The organism is Pseudomonas sp. NFPP07, from assembly GCF_900115645.1.
GTDB classification, from domain to species: Bacteria; Pseudomonadota; Gammaproteobacteria; order Pseudomonadales; family Pseudomonadaceae; genus Aquipseudomonas; species Aquipseudomonas chlororaphis.
In genome coordinates, this window is sequence record NZ_FOXG01000007.1 from 395,061 (window position 1) to 409,646 (window position 14,586).

The 14,586-nt window shown below is 63.3% G+C and carries 13 protein-coding genes; 8 read left to right on the plus strand and 5 right to left on the minus strand.

Features of this window, described 5'->3' with window-relative positions; translation table 11 throughout:
* Positions 1-526 precede the first annotated feature (526 nt).
* The gene (locus BM019_RS20195) at positions 527-1,045 is read left to right on the plus strand and encodes a glycine cleavage system transcriptional repressor (protein ID WP_007926052.1); all 519 of its coding nucleotides are present in this window, start codon (positions 527-529) and stop codon (positions 1,043-1,045) included.
* Between the two features lie 224 nt (positions 1,046-1,269).
* Here the strand turns inward: BM019_RS20195 and rarD are convergent, their stop codons facing one another.
* The 5 genes from rarD to BM019_RS20220 all read right to left on the minus strand — a co-directional run bounded on the left by rarD (position 1,270) and on the right by BM019_RS20220 (position 7,174).
* The gene (rarD, locus tag BM019_RS20200; RefSeq protein WP_009045920.1) at positions 1,270-2,157 is read right to left on the minus strand and encodes an EamA family transporter RarD; all 888 of its coding nucleotides are present in this window, start codon (positions 2,155-2,157) and stop codon (positions 1,270-1,272) included.
* Positions 2,158-2,376: 219 nt separating this feature from the next.
* Complete coding sequence (locus BM019_RS20205; RefSeq protein ID WP_062824406.1) at positions 2,377-3,351, minus strand: serine/threonine protein kinase; 975 nt, start codon at positions 3,349-3,351, stop codon at positions 2,377-2,379.
* A gap of 149 nt (positions 3,352-3,500) precedes the next feature.
* Positions 3,501-5,402, minus strand: a complete 1,902-nt coding sequence (locus tag BM019_RS20210) for a PhoX family protein (protein ID WP_092419593.1) — start codon at positions 5,400-5,402, stop codon at positions 3,501-3,503.
* A 202-nt stretch (positions 5,403-5,604) separates the two neighbouring features.
* Complete coding sequence (locus BM019_RS20215) at positions 5,605-6,369, minus strand: TOBE domain-containing protein (protein ID WP_053262902.1); 765 nt, start codon at positions 6,367-6,369, stop codon at positions 5,605-5,607.
* Positions 6,370-6,433: 64 nt separating this feature from the next.
* Entirely contained in the window at positions 6,434-7,174 is a 741-nt protein-coding gene (locus BM019_RS20220) for a ComF family protein (protein ID WP_092419596.1), read from the minus strand.
* A 91-nt stretch (positions 7,175-7,265) separates the two neighbouring features.
* Between BM019_RS20220 and bioB the strand changes: the two genes are divergently transcribed.
* The 7 genes from bioB to BM019_RS20255 all read left to right on the plus strand — a co-directional run bounded on the left by bioB (position 7,266) and on the right by BM019_RS20255 (position 14,372).
* Entirely contained in the window at positions 7,266-8,321 is a 1,056-nt protein-coding gene (gene bioB, locus BM019_RS20225) for a biotin synthase BioB (RefSeq protein ID WP_007926062.1), read from the plus strand.
* Positions 8,322-8,475: 154 nt separating this feature from the next.
* Positions 8,476-9,654, plus strand: coding sequence for an 8-amino-7-oxononanoate synthase (gene bioF / locus BM019_RS20230; protein ID WP_092419599.1), 1,179 nt, complete (start codon positions 8,476-8,478; stop codon positions 9,652-9,654).
* Entirely contained in the window at positions 9,647-10,378 is a 732-nt protein-coding gene (locus BM019_RS20235; RefSeq protein WP_062824411.1) for an alpha/beta fold hydrolase, read from the plus strand. Before bioF ends, BM019_RS20235 begins: the two co-directional genes overlap by 8 nt.
* The gene (gene bioC, locus BM019_RS20240) at positions 10,371-11,183 is read left to right on the plus strand and encodes a malonyl-ACP O-methyltransferase BioC (protein ID WP_092419602.1); all 813 of its coding nucleotides are present in this window, start codon (positions 10,371-10,373) and stop codon (positions 11,181-11,183) included. Before BM019_RS20235 ends, bioC begins: the two co-directional genes overlap by 8 nt.
* Positions 11,180-11,860, plus strand: coding sequence for a dethiobiotin synthase (gene bioD, locus BM019_RS20245; protein WP_009045911.1), 681 nt, complete (start codon positions 11,180-11,182; stop codon positions 11,858-11,860). Before bioC ends, bioD begins: the two co-directional genes overlap by 4 nt.
* Positions 11,861-11,967: 107 nt before the next feature.
* Positions 11,968-12,264 (plus strand): hypothetical protein, encoded by a 297-nt coding sequence (locus BM019_RS20250; protein WP_007926068.1) that lies wholly within the window; start codon positions 11,968-11,970, stop codon positions 12,262-12,264.
* 302 nt (positions 12,265-12,566) lie between these two features.
* Positions 12,567-14,372, plus strand: a complete 1,806-nt coding sequence (locus BM019_RS20255; protein ID WP_092419605.1) for a phenylacyl-CoA dehydrogenase — start codon at positions 12,567-12,569, stop codon at positions 14,370-14,372.
* Positions 14,373-14,586 lie beyond the last annotated feature (214 nt).

Here is a 14,586-nt window from a genome sequence, read left to right on the forward strand (position 1 = left end):
TTCGCTTTTCAGCTCTTCAAATTAACAATGAAGCCTCTGGCCATTTAAACCACAAACCCCTCTACCAGTACATGCCATCGCGGGCGGCTGGGATGGTTCCAATCAACGGCTAGGAGCCTTGCTGACAGGGCTTTCAGGGTTGCGACCGCGCCTTGGCAGACATCGATTCAACGTTATGTAGTGCGCGCTGCGGCATACTACATGATGAATTGCGGTTGTGAAAATTAGACTAAATACGTCGTTCCGCGACTCAAGTTCGCGGCATGGTCACGCTGGGGAATAGGATGTTCTCAAAAAACTTGCAGATTGTTCCATAGAATTCAAAAAACATGTACACGATTTGTCTCAAGCCCCCTTTTTTCCTTGTAGGCGCGAAGCTTGTTCGCGATGGCGTCCTGACAGTCCCAACGATGCCGGCCGGGTGATTCTTGTCGCGAGCAGGCGTCGCTCCTGCCGGGCCGCGGCGACCCTGCGGCTTGCCTATACTTGACCTTCTACAACAAACGTTCTGACAGAGGGTTGCGCCATGGACCACCTCGTACTCACCGTATTCGCCCCGGACAAGCCCGGACAGGTCGAGCGCATCGCCCAATGCATCGCCGCGCACGGCGGCAACTGGCTGGAGAGCCGCATGTCGCGCATGGCCGGGCAGTTCGCCGGCATCCTGCGGGTCGGCGTGCCGGCGGAAGCCTATGACGAGCTGGTGGACGCCCTGCAAGGCCTGGCGGCCCAGGGCATTCGGGTGCTGATCGCCGAAAGCGGTATCGAACAATCCTGCACCTGGAAGCCGATCGCCATGGAACTGGTGGGCAACGACCGGCCGGGCATCGTGCGCGACATCACCCGCCTGCTGAGCGAGCAGGGGGTGAACCTGGAGCGACTGGTGACCGAAGTGCGCCCGGCGCCCATGAGCAGCGAGCCGCTGTTCCACGCGGAAGCGATCCTGGCGGTGCCGCTGACCTTGTCCCTCGACGTTTTGCAGTCGCGCCTGGAAACCCTGGCGGATGACCTGATGGTGGAGTTGGTGCTGCGCAGCGAGGTGTGAACCGAAGGGGCAGGTTATCCAGTTTTAGCGTGCATGCGCCTGTGGATAACCTGTAGAGACCCAGCGCCAGCCCAAGCCGGCCAAGGCTTTGCGGAAACTGATCAAAAAACCAGCAGTTTCAAGGGCTTGTGCACAAACGGCGGGGATCACGCTGTGGATAACCTTGGGAAGGATAGATGCAGGCCACGCCAACCGTGGCCTGCAGAGGTTTGTACGTTTATTGATCAGCTGCGTTTGCGCAGGCTCAACCAGGCATCCACGCTGTACACCGCCAGGCCGGCCCAGATAAACATGAACGCCACCAGGGTGCTCGACGACAGGTGCTCGTCGAACAGCAGTATTGCCTGCAGCAGCACCAGAGTCGGCGCCAGGTACTGCAAAAAGCCCAGGGTGGTGTAGGGCAGGTGACGGGCGGCGGCGTTGAAGCACACCAGCGGCACCAGGGTGACCGGGCCCGCCGCCACCAGCCACCAGGCCTCGGAGCTGGTCCAGAAGGCCGCCTGGGCACTGGTGGCGGTGGGGTTGAACAAGAGCCAGGCGAGGGCGATCGGCACCAGCATCCAGGTTTCCACCACCAGCCCCGGTAGCGCCTTGACCGGTGCCTGCTTGCGGATCAGCCCGTAGAAACCGAAGGTCAGCGCCAGCACCAGGGAAACCCAGGGCAGGCTGCCGACCTGCCACACCTGCTGCGCCACGCCCACCGCCGCCAGGCCCACTGCGAGCCACTGCATGCGCCGCAGCCGCTCACCGAGGATCAGCATACCCAGCAGCACGTTCACCAGCGGGTTGATGTAGTAACCCAGGCTGGCTTCGAGCATGCGCCCGTTGTTCACCGACCAGACATAGGTCAGCCAGTTGGCCGCGATCAGGGTGCCGCTCAGGGCCAGGATCGCCAGGCGCCTGGGGTTGTCCCGCAACTCGCGCCACCAGCCGGGATGCTTCCAGACCATCAGCAGCAGCGCGCCGAACAGCGCGGACCAGAGCACCCGGTGGATGATGATTTCCACGGCGGGCACGTTGGCGATGGCTTTGAAGTAGATCGGGAACAGGCCCCAGATGATGTAGGCACTCAGGCCCAGGATGTACCCGCGACGCGGGTTGGCGGCTTGCATGCAGAATCCTTGCTTAGGCAGCTAACAAAGAGGGGATTGTAAGGAGGTTTGTCAGGCCGTGTCTTTGTCGGCGTCATCCTGGTTGCCGGCTTTTATGATCGATCCGGGTTCTGTAGGAGCGAGGCTTGCCCGCGATAGCTCGCCACGGCAGGTCTGGTGCAGCGCGGTGTGTTGATTGCGGGCCAGCCTCGCTCCTACAGGTCGGATCAGGGCTTGGGGTCAGAACAGCTTCAGCGGTTCTTCGTTGAGCGCCGAGAGTTGCTCGCGCAACGCCAGCACCTGGTCGCCCCAATAACGCTCGCTGCCGAACCAGGGGAAGCTGCGTGGGAAGGCCGGGTCGTCCCAGCGCCGGGCCAGCCAGGCGCTGTAGTGCATCAGGCGCAGGGCGCGCAGCGGTTCGATCAATGCCAGTTCGCGCGGGTCGAAGTCGTGGAACTCGCTGTAGCCATCCATCAGTTCCGACAGCTGCCCCAGGCATTCCTGGCGATCGCCGGCGAGCATCATCCACAGGTCCTGCACCGCCGGGCCCATGCGGCAGTCGTCGAGGTCGACGATATGGAACACCTCGTCGCGGCACATCATGTTGCCGGGATGGCAGTCGCCGTGCATGCGGATGTTCTGGTGCGGCGTGGCCTGGTAGACCTCTTCCACCCGCTTGAGCAGGTCGCGGGCCACCGACTCGTAGGCCGGCAGCAGGCTCTTGGGCACGAAATCGCCTTCCAGCAGGGTGGTCAGCGAATCGTGGCCGAAGTTCTTCACTCCCAGCGCTTCGCGATGCTCGAACGGGCGGGTGGCGCCGACCGCATGCAGGCGGCCGAGCAATTGCCCCAGGCGATACAGCTGGTCGAGGTTGCCGGGTTCCGGCGCCCGGCCGCCACGGCGTGGGAACAGGGTAAAGCGGAAGCCTTGATGTTCGAACAGGCTTTCGCCCTGGTGAATCAGCGGCGCCACCACCGGCACTTCGCACTCGGCGAGTTCGAAGGTGAAGCGGTGCTCTTCGAGGATCGCCTCGTTGGTCCAGCGCTGCGGGCGGTAGAACTTGGCGATCAGCGGCTCGCTGTCTTCGATGCCGACCTGGTAGACACGGTTTTCGTAACTGTTGAGTGCCAGGACACGGGCGTCGCTGAGAAAACCGATGCTTTCGACGGCATCGAGGACTAGATCAGGGGTAAGGGTTTCGAACGGGTGAGACATGCTGACTCCTGCGCGCAGCAGGCTGCTGCGTCCGGCCAAGCATGGTAGCGCAGACGGGGTGACAGGTGGTGGCTGGGCGGACGCTATCGCGAGCAAGCTCGCTCCTACACCGGTCTTGTAGGAGCGAGGCTTGCTCGCGAAGCGATGGATCAGGCGCCGACGATGCCGCCGTCTTCCCGGGTGATCACCATTACCGAGGAACGCGGCTTGCCGTTGGGCAGGTGCTCGGGGAAGGTCGAACCGCCGTTCTCGCCCGGGTGCTGGATGCCCACGAACAGGCTCCGCTGATCCGGCGAGAAGGTGATGCCGGTGACTTCGCAGCCCACCGGCCCGACCATGAAGCGACGGATTTCACCGGTGTCCGGGTCGGCGCAGAGCATCTGGTTGTTGCCCATGCCGGCGAAGTCGCCGGTGTTGCTGGAGTCGCCGTCGGTGAGGATCCACAACCGGCCGGCCTTGTCGAAACCCAGGCCGTCGGGGCTGTTGAACATGTTCTGCGGCGTGATGTTCGACGAGCCGCCTTTGGGCTGGCCGGCATGCACGGCCGGGTTGCCGGCGACCACGAACAGGTCCCAGGTGAAGTCCATCGAGCCGTGGTCGCCACGGGCGGTCTGCCAGCGCAGGATCTGCCCGTAGACGTTTTTCTCCCGCGGGTTCGGGCCGCCCACAGGCTGGCCGTCTTCGCCACGTTTGGAGTTGTTGGTCAGGGTGCAGTAGACCTGGCCGTCTTTCGGGCTGACCACGATCCATTCCGGGCGGTCCATGCGGGTGGCCTTGACCACGCTGGCCGCGAGGCGGGCGTGGATCAGCACTTCGGCCTGGTCGGCGAAACCGCTGCTGGCGTCGATGCCGTTCTTGCCATGGCTCAGCTCGACCCATTTGCCCTGGCCTTTCGGGTGGTCCGGGTTGCCGTCGCCATTGTCGAAGATCGCCACGTACAGGGTGCCGTGGTCCAGCAGGTCGCGGTTGGCCTTGGGGTTGCGGTGGTTGATGCGGTCGCGGCTGACGAACTTGTAGATGAACTCGCCACGCTCGTCGTCGCCCATGTAGACCACGGCGCGTCCGTCGCGGGTTTCGGCCAGGGCGGCGTTTTCATGCTTGAAGCGGCCCAGGGCGGTGCGCTTGATCGGCTTGGACTGCGGATCGAACGGGTCGATCTCCACGACCCAGCCGTGACGGTTGAGCTCGTTGGGGTTCTTCGCCAGGTCGAAGCGCGGGTCGAACTGATGCCAGTTGATGTCGCGGCTGCTCGCCGAGGCGCCATAGCGTTTCTGCGCGGCATCGAACGTCTGCTGGGCGTTGCTGCTGCCGAAGCAGTCGGTGAAGTTCTCTTCACAGGTCAGGTAGGTGCCCCATGGCGTCTTGCCGTTGGCGCAGTTCTGGAAGGTGCCGAGTACTTTGCGGCCGCTCTTGTCGGCGCTGGTTTTCATCAGCGCGTGACCGGCGGCCGGGCCGCTCAGGCGAATCGGCGCGTTGCCATGGATGCGCCGGTTGTAGCGCGAGCCCTGGACGAACTGCCATTGGCCGCTGCGGCGCTGCACTTCGATCACCGACACGCCTTCGCTGGCCAGGGCCTTGCGCACGTCTTCCGCCGACTGCGGCATGCCGCCGTGGGGGTAGAGGTAGCGGTAGTTGGTGTATTCGTTGTTGATCGCCATCAGTGCGCGATTCTTGTCGTCCGGGAAGGCGAACAGGCTCATGCCGTCGTTGTTGTCACCGAACTGGACCTCCTGGGCCGCGGCGGTGCCATTGCCGCTCGGGTCGAACGCCGGGCCGTTCTTCTGCAGGGGCTGGCCCCAGCTGATCAGCACCGAAGACTTGTAGCCCGGCGGGAGGGTGATGGTGTCGCTGGTGGCGGCGGCAATGCCTTCAAAGCCCAGCAGCTTGCTGGAACCGGCGCTGACGCTGGCGGCCAGTACGCTGCGGCTCAGCAGGTTGCCACCGAGGAACATGGCCGCGCCGCACAGGGCTCCGGCGCTGATAAAACCACGGCGGCTGAGGCCGACCATCTTTTCGAGGTCGGTAGGTTGGTCTTCTTCTAATAGGCTCATCACAGGCTCCTGCGGGATTTTGCAGCCACCTTAATCAGCGTCGATGACGAACATATTGCAGCGCCGCAAGCATTGCGCTGCTTGTGTAGCCGCTGCCGAAGGCTGCGATCGAGCCGAAGGCTCGCAGGGAGCTTGAGTCAATCAAGGTCCTGCGACCTTATCGCAGCCTGCGGCAGCGGCTATAGAGCCGTGATAAGTCTGGTTACAGCGGCGTGCCGAGCAGCACATTGGATGGCGAGAACTGCACCCGTACCGGCTGGCCGGCGCTCAAGCCAAGGTGTCGCAGGTGCAGCGGTTCGGCCAGGGCGCACAGCGTCTGGCCGCTGGGCAGGGCGATTCTGATTTCGCTGGGGCCGTCTTCGGCGTCGAGGATCGCTTCCAGGGTGCCCTGCAGGCAATTGTGTCCGGGTGTTGCGGGTTGATCGATGGCCAGTAATTCCAGCCAGCCGGCCTTGATCAACGCCACGACGCCTGTGCCGGGCTCCAGTTCCAGGTGCAGGGTGCTGTCATGGGTGATCTGCGCCTGGATCGCCAGGTCTTCTGCGAGCGCCAGTCGTATCAGATCGTTGCGCCCCTGCGCTTCGATCGCCAGCACCGTGCCGTGCAACTGGTTGCGGGCGCTGGTGCGGAGCATCAGGCGTCCCAGCAGATCGAGGTCGGCGGCGTCTTCGGCGGCTTCCAGCACTTGGGCCTGCAAGGCCTGCAAGCGCTGGTAGAGGCGCAGCACCCGTTCGCCTTCGACGGAGAGCCTGGCGCCACCGCCGCCTTTGCCGCCGACACTGCGTTCGACCAGGGGCTTTTGCGCCAGGTTGTTCAACTCGTCGATGGCGTCCCAGGCCGCCTTGTAACTCAGGCCGGCGCTTTTCGCGGCACGGGTGATCGAGCCCTGTTCGGCGATGTGCTGCAGCAGGGCAATGCGCTGCGGGCGACGGGCGATGTGCTGGGTCAACAAGGTGGGCAAGGGCATGGCTGAACGCTTTGAACGCTGGGAATGGAAAGGGAGTTTGCGGCTTGAGGGGCGAGAGTCAAGTTCAGTCGGGCTCGCCGGGTTTTGGCGTGCGTGCCAGGCAATAGACGTCTACCCGCCGCGCCCCGGCCTTGAGCAGCAGCCGCGCCAGGGCGTGGGCGGTCGCGCCGGTGGTGAGCACATCGTCCACCAGCGCCAGGTGCCGGCCATGGACCGCCGCCTCGGGCAGCAGGGCGAAGGCGTGGTGCAGGTTGCGGTGCCGCGCCCTGGCATCCAGACCCTGCTGCGATGGCGTGTCCTGGGTGCGCTGCAACGAGGTTTCGTCACAGGGGATTTGCAGGATCTCGCCGAGCCAGCGCGCGAGCATCGCCGCCTGGTTATAGCCGCGCTGGCGCAGGCGCTTGCGGGCCAGGGGCACCGGCAGCAGGGCGTCGGGTTGCGCCAGGTCCTCGGCAAAGCGATGTTGCAGCGATTGCGCGAGAAGTTCGGCCAAAAGACGGCCAAAGGGCCATTTGCCGTTGTGCTTGAAACGGCTGACCAGGCTGTCGACCGGAAAGCCATAACGCCAGGGCGCCACCACCTGGGCGAAGGCGGGCGGTCGCTTGAGGCACTGGCCGCAGGTCAGGCCGGCTGCGGGCAGGGGCAGGGCGCAGACCTGGCAATGATCGCCGAGCCACGGCAGTTCGGTTTCGCAGGCGGTGCAAATGGCTTGGGGTGTGTCGGTCGGTTCGTCGCAGAGTAAACAGGTTTGTTTGTTTTTTAACCAGATGTAAACCTGTCCTTGGTAATGTGGTTGACACTGCATGGCGCTTCCTTAAATATGCCCAACATCCGTGTCGCGGCTGTGGGTATTGCCTTCCCGCAGCCGCTTGCCAAGCATAATCAAGGAATCGCCCATGAGCGCCAGCACCACCGCCAATCTGCGTCATGACTGGACTTTGGCTGAAGTCAAAGCCCTCTTCGTCCAGCCGTTCAATGACTTGCTGTTCCAGGCGCAGACGGTGCACCGCGCGCATTTCGACGCCAACCGCGTCCAGGTTTCCACCCTGTTGTCGATCAAGACCGGCGCCTGCCCGGAAGATTGCAAATATTGTCCGCAGTCCGGTCACTACAACACCGGCCTGGAAAAAGAAAAACTGATGGAAGTGCAAAAGGTCCTCGAAGAGGCCGCGCGCGCCAAGGCCATAGGTTCGACCCGTTTCTGCATGGGCGCGGCCTGGAAACACCCGTCGGCCAAAGACATGCCGTACGTGCTGGAAATGGTCAAGGGCGTGAAGGCCATGGGCCTGGAAACCTGCATGACCCTCGGTCGCCTGGACCAGGACCAGACCGAAGCGCTGGCCAAGGCCGGCCTGGACTACTACAACCACAACCTCGATACCTCGCCGGAGTTCTACGGCAGCATCATCACCACCCGCACCTACAGCGAGCGCCTGCAGACCCTGGCCTATGTGCGCGATGCCGGGATGAAGATCTGCTCCGGCGGCATCCTCGGCATGGGCGAATCCCTCGATGACCGCGCCGGCCTGCTGATCCAACTGGCCAACCTGCCGGAGCACCCGGAGTCGGTGCCGATCAACATGCTGGTGAAAGTGGCCGGCACGCCTCTGGAAAACTCCGAGGACGTCGACCCGTTCGACTTCATCCGCATGCTCGCCGTGGCCCGTATCCTGATGCCGAAATCCCATGTGCGCCTGTCCGCCGGCCGCGAAGCGATGAACGAGCAGATGCAGGCCCTGGCGTTCTTCGCCGGCGCCAACTCGATTTTCTACGGCGAGAAACTGCTGACCACTGCCAACCCGCAGGCCGACAAGGACATGCAACTGTTCGCGCGCCTGGGCATCCAGCCGGAAGCCCGCGAAGAGCACGCCGACGAGGTGCACCAGGCCGCCATCGAGCAGGCGCTGGTGGAGCAGAAGAGCAGCGAGCAGTTCTACAACGCCGCGGTTTAAGCATCTCTCCTGTGTAGCCGCTGCCGCAGGCTGCGATAGTCCGGGCCACGCTGGTCGCCGGACCTCGACGGACTCAAGGTCCTCGCGCCCCTTCGGGGCGATCGCAGCCTGCGGCAGTGGTTACGGCAATCATCGTCCGATCATCGAGGCCTGCATGTCTTTCGATCTCCGCGCGCGTCTCGCTGCCCGCCGTGCCGAAAATCTCTATCGTCAGCGCCCACTGCTGGAAAGCCCGCAAGGGCCGCAAGTGGTGGTCGACGGCCAGCCGTTGCTGGCGTTCTGCAACAACGATTACCTGGGCCTGGCCAATCACCCGCAAGTGATCGAAGCCTGGCGCGCCGGAGCGTCCCGCTGGGGCGTGGGCGGTGGCGCTTCGCACCTGGTGATCGGCCACAGCACGCCCCACCACCAGTTGGAAGAAGCCCTGGCCGAGTTCACCGGTCGCCCGCGGGCACTGCTGTTCACCACCGGTTACATGGCCAATCTCGGCGCGGTCACCGCGCTGGTGGGGCAGGGCGACACGGTGCTGGAAGACCGCCTCAACCACGCGTCATTGCTGGATGCCGGCCTGCTCTCTGGCGCGCGCTTCAACCGTTACCTGCACAACGATGCCGAGAGCCTGGCCAAGCGCCTGGAGAAAGCCACCGGCAATACCCTGGTGGTCATCGATGGTGTGTTCAGCATGGACGGCGACCTGGCCGACCTGCCGGCGTTGGTTCGCGAAACCCGGGCCAGGGGCGCCTGGCTGATGGTCGACGACGCCCATGGGTTCGGGCCGCTGGGGGCCAACGGCGCAGGGATCGTCGAGCACTTTGGCTTGAGCCAGGAAGAGGTGCCGGTCCTGGTAGGCACCCTCGGCAAGGCGTTTGGCACCGCCGGCGCCTTTGTCGCCGGCAGCGAGGAACTGATCGAAAGCCTGATCCAGTTCGCCCGCCCCTACATCTACACCACCAGCCAGCCGCCGGCCCTGGCCTGCGCCACCCTGAAAAGCCTGGAGTTGCTGCGCAGCGAACACTGGCGGCGTGAGCACCTGAATACCCTGATCCGTCAGTTCCGCCAGGGCGCCGAGCAGATCGGGCTGACCCTGATGGACAGCTTCACGCCGATCCAGCCGATCCTGATCGGCGACAGCGCGCGGGCGATTCGCCTGTCGCAGATGTTGCGCGAGCGTGGCCTGATGGTCACCGCGATTCGTCCGCCTACCGTGCCCGCGGGGAGCGCCCGCCTGCGGGTGACCCTGTCCGCCGCCCACAGTGAAGCTCAGGTCCAGCTATTGTTGAATGCACTGGCGGATTGTTTTAGCGAACCAGGACCGGAGCCAAGCCATGCGTGATCGACTGATTCTGCTGCCCGGTTGGGGCCTCGGCGTATCGCCGCTCGAACCCTTGGCGGCGGCGCTGCAGGGGTTGGACGAACACCTGCGGGTCGAGATCGAGCCGTTGCCGGAGCTGGAGTCCAGCGACCTGAATGAGTGGCTCGACGAACTGGATGCCAGCGTGCCGGACAACGCCTGGCTCGGTGGCTGGTCGCTGGGCGGCATGCTGGCTTCCGAGCTGGCGGCGCGTCGTGGCGAGCGCTGCTGCGGTCTGCTGACGTTGGCCAGCAACCCCAGTTTCGTGGCGCATGCCGAGTGGGCAAGCGCGATGCCGGGGGAGACCTTCGACGGGTTTCTGGCCGGCTGTAACGCCGACCCACGCACCACCCTCAAGCGCTTCAGCCTGTTGTGTGCCCAGGGCGCCGAAGATCCGCGCGGCCTGTCGCGCCTGCTGTCGGGCGGTGCGCCGCATACCTCGGGCACGGTGTTGATGGCCGGCCTGGAGCTGTTGGCGCAGTTGGATACCCGCCATGCCTTGCAGGCGTTTCGTGGACCGCAGTTGCATCTGTTCGCCGGGCTCGACGGCCTGGTGCCGGCCGAAGCCGCGGGCGAGCTGCTGGCGTTGTTGCCCGATGTCGAAGTTGGCCTGATTGAGCAGGCCAGCCACGCGTTTCTTCTGGAGGATCCCCACGGTGTGGCGGGGGCGATCCAGGCTTTTTTGCATGAGTCCGGTGATGACTGATCTGTCCCTTCCCAAGCCCCCCGGCAGCTTGCCCGACAAGCGCCAGGTGGCGGCTTCCTTTTCCCGCGCGGCGTCCAGTTATGACAGCGTGGCGCAACTGCAGCGCGACGTCGGTAACGAGTTGCTGGGCCGCCTGCCGCAAGAGCGCGAGCCTGGTCGCTGGCTGGACATGGGCTGCGGCACCGGTTATTTCAGCCGCCTGTTGGGCGAGCGTTTCCAGGCCAGCGAAGGGCTGGCGCTGGACATCGCCGAAGGCATGCTCGAGCACGCCCGGCCGTTGGGCGGGGCGCGGTATTTCATTGCCGGCGATGCCGAGCGTTTGCCGTTGCAAGGGCAGAGTTGCGAACTGATTTTCTCCAGCCTGGCGGTGCAGTGGTGCGCGGATTTCCGTTCGGTTCTCAGCGAGGCGCATCGGGTGCTGAAGCCGGGCGGCGTGCTGGCCTTTGCCAGCCTGTGCGTCGGTACGCTGTACGAGTTGCGCGACAGTTGGCGTCAGGTCGACGGCATGGTGCATGTCAATCGCTTTCGTGAGTTCAGCACGTATCAACAGCTGTGTGCGGCGAGCGGCTTGCGAGTGCTGAGCCTGGAAACCTGTCCTCATGTGCTGCACTACCCGGATGTGCGCAGTCTGACCCATGAGTTGAAGGCCCTGGGGGCGCACAACCTCAACCCTGGACGGCCCGGCGGGCTGACAGGGCGGGCGCGGATCAAGGGCCTGATCGACGCCTACGAACAGTTCCGTCAAGCGCAGGGATTGCCCGCGACCTACCAGGTGGTCTACGCCGTATTGGAGAAGCCGCTATGAGCCAAGCCTATTTCGTTACCGGAACAGACACTGATGTTGGCAAGACTACCGTCGCTGCTGGCTTGCTACATGCCGCGCGACTCTCGGGGTTGAGCACCGCGGCCGGGAAGCCGGTGGCTTCGGGCTGTGAGCTGACCCCCAAGGGGTTGCGTAACGCCGATGCCTTGGCTCTGTTGGCTGAATGCTCGTTGCCGCTGACCTACGACGAGGTCAATCCACTGGCCTTTGAACCAGCCATCGCTCCCCATCTGGCAGCCCGCGAGGCTGGCGTGGCGTTGACGGTGCAGGCCTTGCTGGCGCCCATGCGCCAGGTGCTGGCCAAGGGCGCCGATTTCACCCTGATCGAAGGGGCCGGCGGCTGGCGTGTGCCGCTGGCCGATCAGGACAACCTGTCCGACCTGGCCATGGCCCTGGATCTGCCGGTGATCCTGGTGGTGGGCGTGCGCCTGGGCTGTATCAACCATGCGCTGCTGACGGCCGAGGCGATTGCCCAGGACGGATTACAGCTGGCCGGTTGGGTGGCCAATATCATCGAGCCGAAGACTTCGCGGCTCGAGGAGAACCTCGCCACGCTGGCGGAGCGCCTGCCCGCACCTTGTCTGGGGCGGGTCCCGAGATTGAAGGCGATCAGCGCCGAAGCGGTGGCCGAGTATCTGCAACTGGACCTGCTTGACTAGATTTTGCCTATGGTAAGGCACTGTGCCATTAGTGTTTTTGACGGGTCTTTTTCTGACGCGTCTGGTTCAATAGCCGCTGTTCATTCCTTGCAGGGTCGAATTCTCCCATGGAAATTTCCGGGAATACCGCTTTCTACGCCGGCCTGAGTACCGTGCAGACCGGGCAGAATCGTGTCGATCAGGCTGCCAGCCAGATCGCCAATACGACCATCGAACGTTCTGTCGCCAGCCAATCCTCTGAGGTACAAGTCGAGCGCCTGCGATCCGTCGATCGCAGCCAGCAATCGGACCTGGCCAGCAATATGGTCGAGATGGCCATGGGCAAGGTTCAGGCGGAGCTGGGTGTGAAAGTCGCCAAGGCCGCCGATGAAGTGCTCGGTACGCTGATCGACACCTACGCTTGACCCTCCTTCGGTAGCCCTGCCTATTTTTGCGGGCAGGGTGACTCGCGCAAGAACACCCTGCACAGCCCCATCTTCCGTCTTGCTGGCCTGCCAGCTCCTACACTCTATTCAGCTTCCGAATATTTCACGGCATCCGCTGTGGGCCTTTGCGTGCAAGGCCTGCAGAGGATCGATGACGAACGGTGTTTGCGTGGCGCTTGACAAGGTTTGGGCGTAAACGTATGTTTCAAACAACTGTTTGACCGCCACAATAAATCAACGCGGTCGTTCATTCCCGGTTACATCAGCAGAGGTTTATCGCTATGCCTGACTACAAGGCCCCCTTGCGTGATATTCGCTTCGTTCGTGACGAACTGCTCGGCTATGAAGCGCACTATCAGAGCCTGCCGGCTTGCCAGGACGCTACTCCAGACATGGTTGACGCCATCCTCGAGGAAGGCGCGAAGTTTTGTGAGCAGGTACTGGCCCCTCTGAACCGTGTGGGTGACCTGGAAGGCTGCACCTGGAGCGAGTCTGGCGTTAAGACCCCGACTGGCTTCAAAGAGGCCTACAAGCAATTCGTCGAAGGCGGCTGGCCAAGCCTGGCTCACGATGTCGAGCATGGCGGTCAAGGCCTGCCGGAGTCCCTGGGCCTGGCTGTCAGCGAAATGGTCGGCGAAGCCAACTGGTCGTGGGGCATGTACCCAGGCCTGTCCCATGGCGCGATGAACACCATCTCCGAACACGGCACGCCTGAGCAGCAAGAGGCTTACCTGACCAAGCTGGTATCCGGCGAGTGGACCGGCACCATGTGCCTGACCGAACCGCACTGCGGCACCGACCTGGGCATGCTGCGCACCAAGGCCGAACCTCAGGCCGACGGTTCCTACAAAGTCACCGGCACCAAGATCTTCATCTCGGCCGGTGAACACGACATGGCCGACAACATCGTCCATATCGTTCTGGCCCGCCTGCCGGATGCACCGGCTGGCACCAAAGGCATCTCGCTGTTCATCGTGCCGAAGTTCCTGCCGAACGCCGATGGCACTGTCGGCCAGCGCAATGCCGTGAGCTGCGGTTCCCTGGAACACAAGATGGGGATCCACGGTAACGCCACCTGCGTGATGAACTTCGACGCGGCCACCGGTTTCCTGATCGGCCCGGCGAACAAAGGCCTGAACTGCATGTTCACCTTCATGAACACCGCTCGACTGGGTACCGCGCTGCAAGGCCTGGCCCACGCCGAGATCGGTTTCCAGGGCGGCCTGAAATACGCTCGCGATCGTCTGCAAATGCGTTCCCTGACTGGCCCGAAAGCGCCGGACAAGGCCGCCGATCCGATCATCGTGCACCCTGACGTACGTCGCATGCTGTTGACCATGAAGGCTTTCGCCGAAGGCAACCGGGCCATGGTCTACTTCACCGCCAAGCAGGTCGACATCGTCAAGTACGGCGTGGACGAAGAAGAGAAGAAGAAAGCCGACGCACTGCTGGCCTTCATGACTCCGATCGCCAAGGCCTTCATGACCGAAGTCGGTTTCGAATCCGCCAACCACGGCGTGCAGATCTACGGTGGCCACGGTTTCATCGCCGAGTGGGGCATGGAGCAGAACGTTCGCGACAGCCGCATTTCCATGCTGTACGAAGGCACCACCGGCATCCAGGCGCTGGACTTGCTGGGCCGTAAAGTGCTGATGACTCAAGGCGAAGCCCTGAAAGGCTTCACCAAGATCGTCCACAAGTTCTGCCAGAACAACGAAGGCAACGAGTCGGTCAAAGAGTTCGTCGCACCGCTGGCTGCACTGAACAAGGAATGGGGCGAGCTGACCATGAAGGTCGGTATGGCGGCCATGAAAGATCGTGAAGAAGTCGGTGCCGCGTCCGTGGATTACCTGATGTATTCCGGTTATGCCTGCCTGGCTTACTTCTGGGCCGACATGGCACGCCTGGCTGCCGAGAAGCTGGCTGCCGGCACCACCGAAGAGGCGTTCTACACCGCCAAGCTGCAGACCGCGCGCTTCTACTTCCAGCGCATCCTGCCGCGCACCCGCACTCACGTTGTGGCCATGCTGTCGGGTGCCAACAACCTGATGGACATGAAAGAGGAAGATTTCGGCCTGGCTTACTAAGCCCTACCGGCATCTCTTCAGAGGCCGCTTCTCCTTCGGGAGAAGCGGCTTTTTTGTGCGCGGGATGAATCTGAAAATAATCCGACTAAAACGTTAAGAAGAAGCCGATCCCTGCCGTTACAGAAGTGGCAATGTGACATGCATCACATTTGTGCTGTTTAACCATGCCAGGTGAAGGCATAGTGCCATCTACTGTTTAACCGCGTCGGAGCTT

Bases quoted from the DNA above. Each gene is read 5' to 3' on its own strand.
- BM019_RS20195 (WP_007926052.1), top strand. From the start codon at position 527: ATGGACCACCTCGTACTCACCGTATTCGCCCCGGACAAGCCCGGACAG.
- rarD (WP_009045920.1), bottom strand. From the start codon at position 2,157: ATGCAAGCCGCCAACCCGCGTCGCGGGTACATCCTGGGCCTGAGTGCC.
- BM019_RS20205 (WP_062824406.1), bottom strand. From the start codon at position 3,351: ATGTCTCACCCGTTCGAAACCCTTACCCCTGATCTAGTCCTCGATGCC.
- BM019_RS20210 (WP_092419593.1), bottom strand. From the start codon at position 5,402: ATGAGCCTATTAGAAGAAGACCAACCTACCGACCTCGAAAAGATGGTC.
- BM019_RS20215 (WP_053262902.1), bottom strand. From the start codon at position 6,369: ATGCCCTTGCCCACCTTGTTGACCCAGCACATCGCCCGTCGCCCGCAG.
- BM019_RS20220 (WP_092419596.1), bottom strand. From the start codon at position 7,174: ATGCAGTGTCAACCACATTACCAAGGACAGGTTTACATCTGGTTAAAA.
- bioB (WP_007926062.1), top strand. From the start codon at position 7,266: ATGAGCGCCAGCACCACCGCCAATCTGCGTCATGACTGGACTTTGGCT.
- bioF (WP_092419599.1), top strand. From the start codon at position 8,476: ATGTCTTTCGATCTCCGCGCGCGTCTCGCTGCCCGCCGTGCCGAAAAT.
- BM019_RS20235 (WP_062824411.1), top strand. From the start codon at position 9,647: ATGCGTGATCGACTGATTCTGCTGCCCGGTTGGGGCCTCGGCGTATCG.
- bioC (WP_092419602.1), top strand. From the start codon at position 10,371: ATGACTGATCTGTCCCTTCCCAAGCCCCCCGGCAGCTTGCCCGACAAG.
- bioD (WP_009045911.1), top strand. From the start codon at position 11,180: ATGAGCCAAGCCTATTTCGTTACCGGAACAGACACTGATGTTGGCAAG.
- BM019_RS20250 (WP_007926068.1), top strand. From the start codon at position 11,968: ATGGAAATTTCCGGGAATACCGCTTTCTACGCCGGCCTGAGTACCGTG.
- BM019_RS20255 (WP_092419605.1), top strand. From the start codon at position 12,567: ATGCCTGACTACAAGGCCCCCTTGCGTGATATTCGCTTCGTTCGTGAC.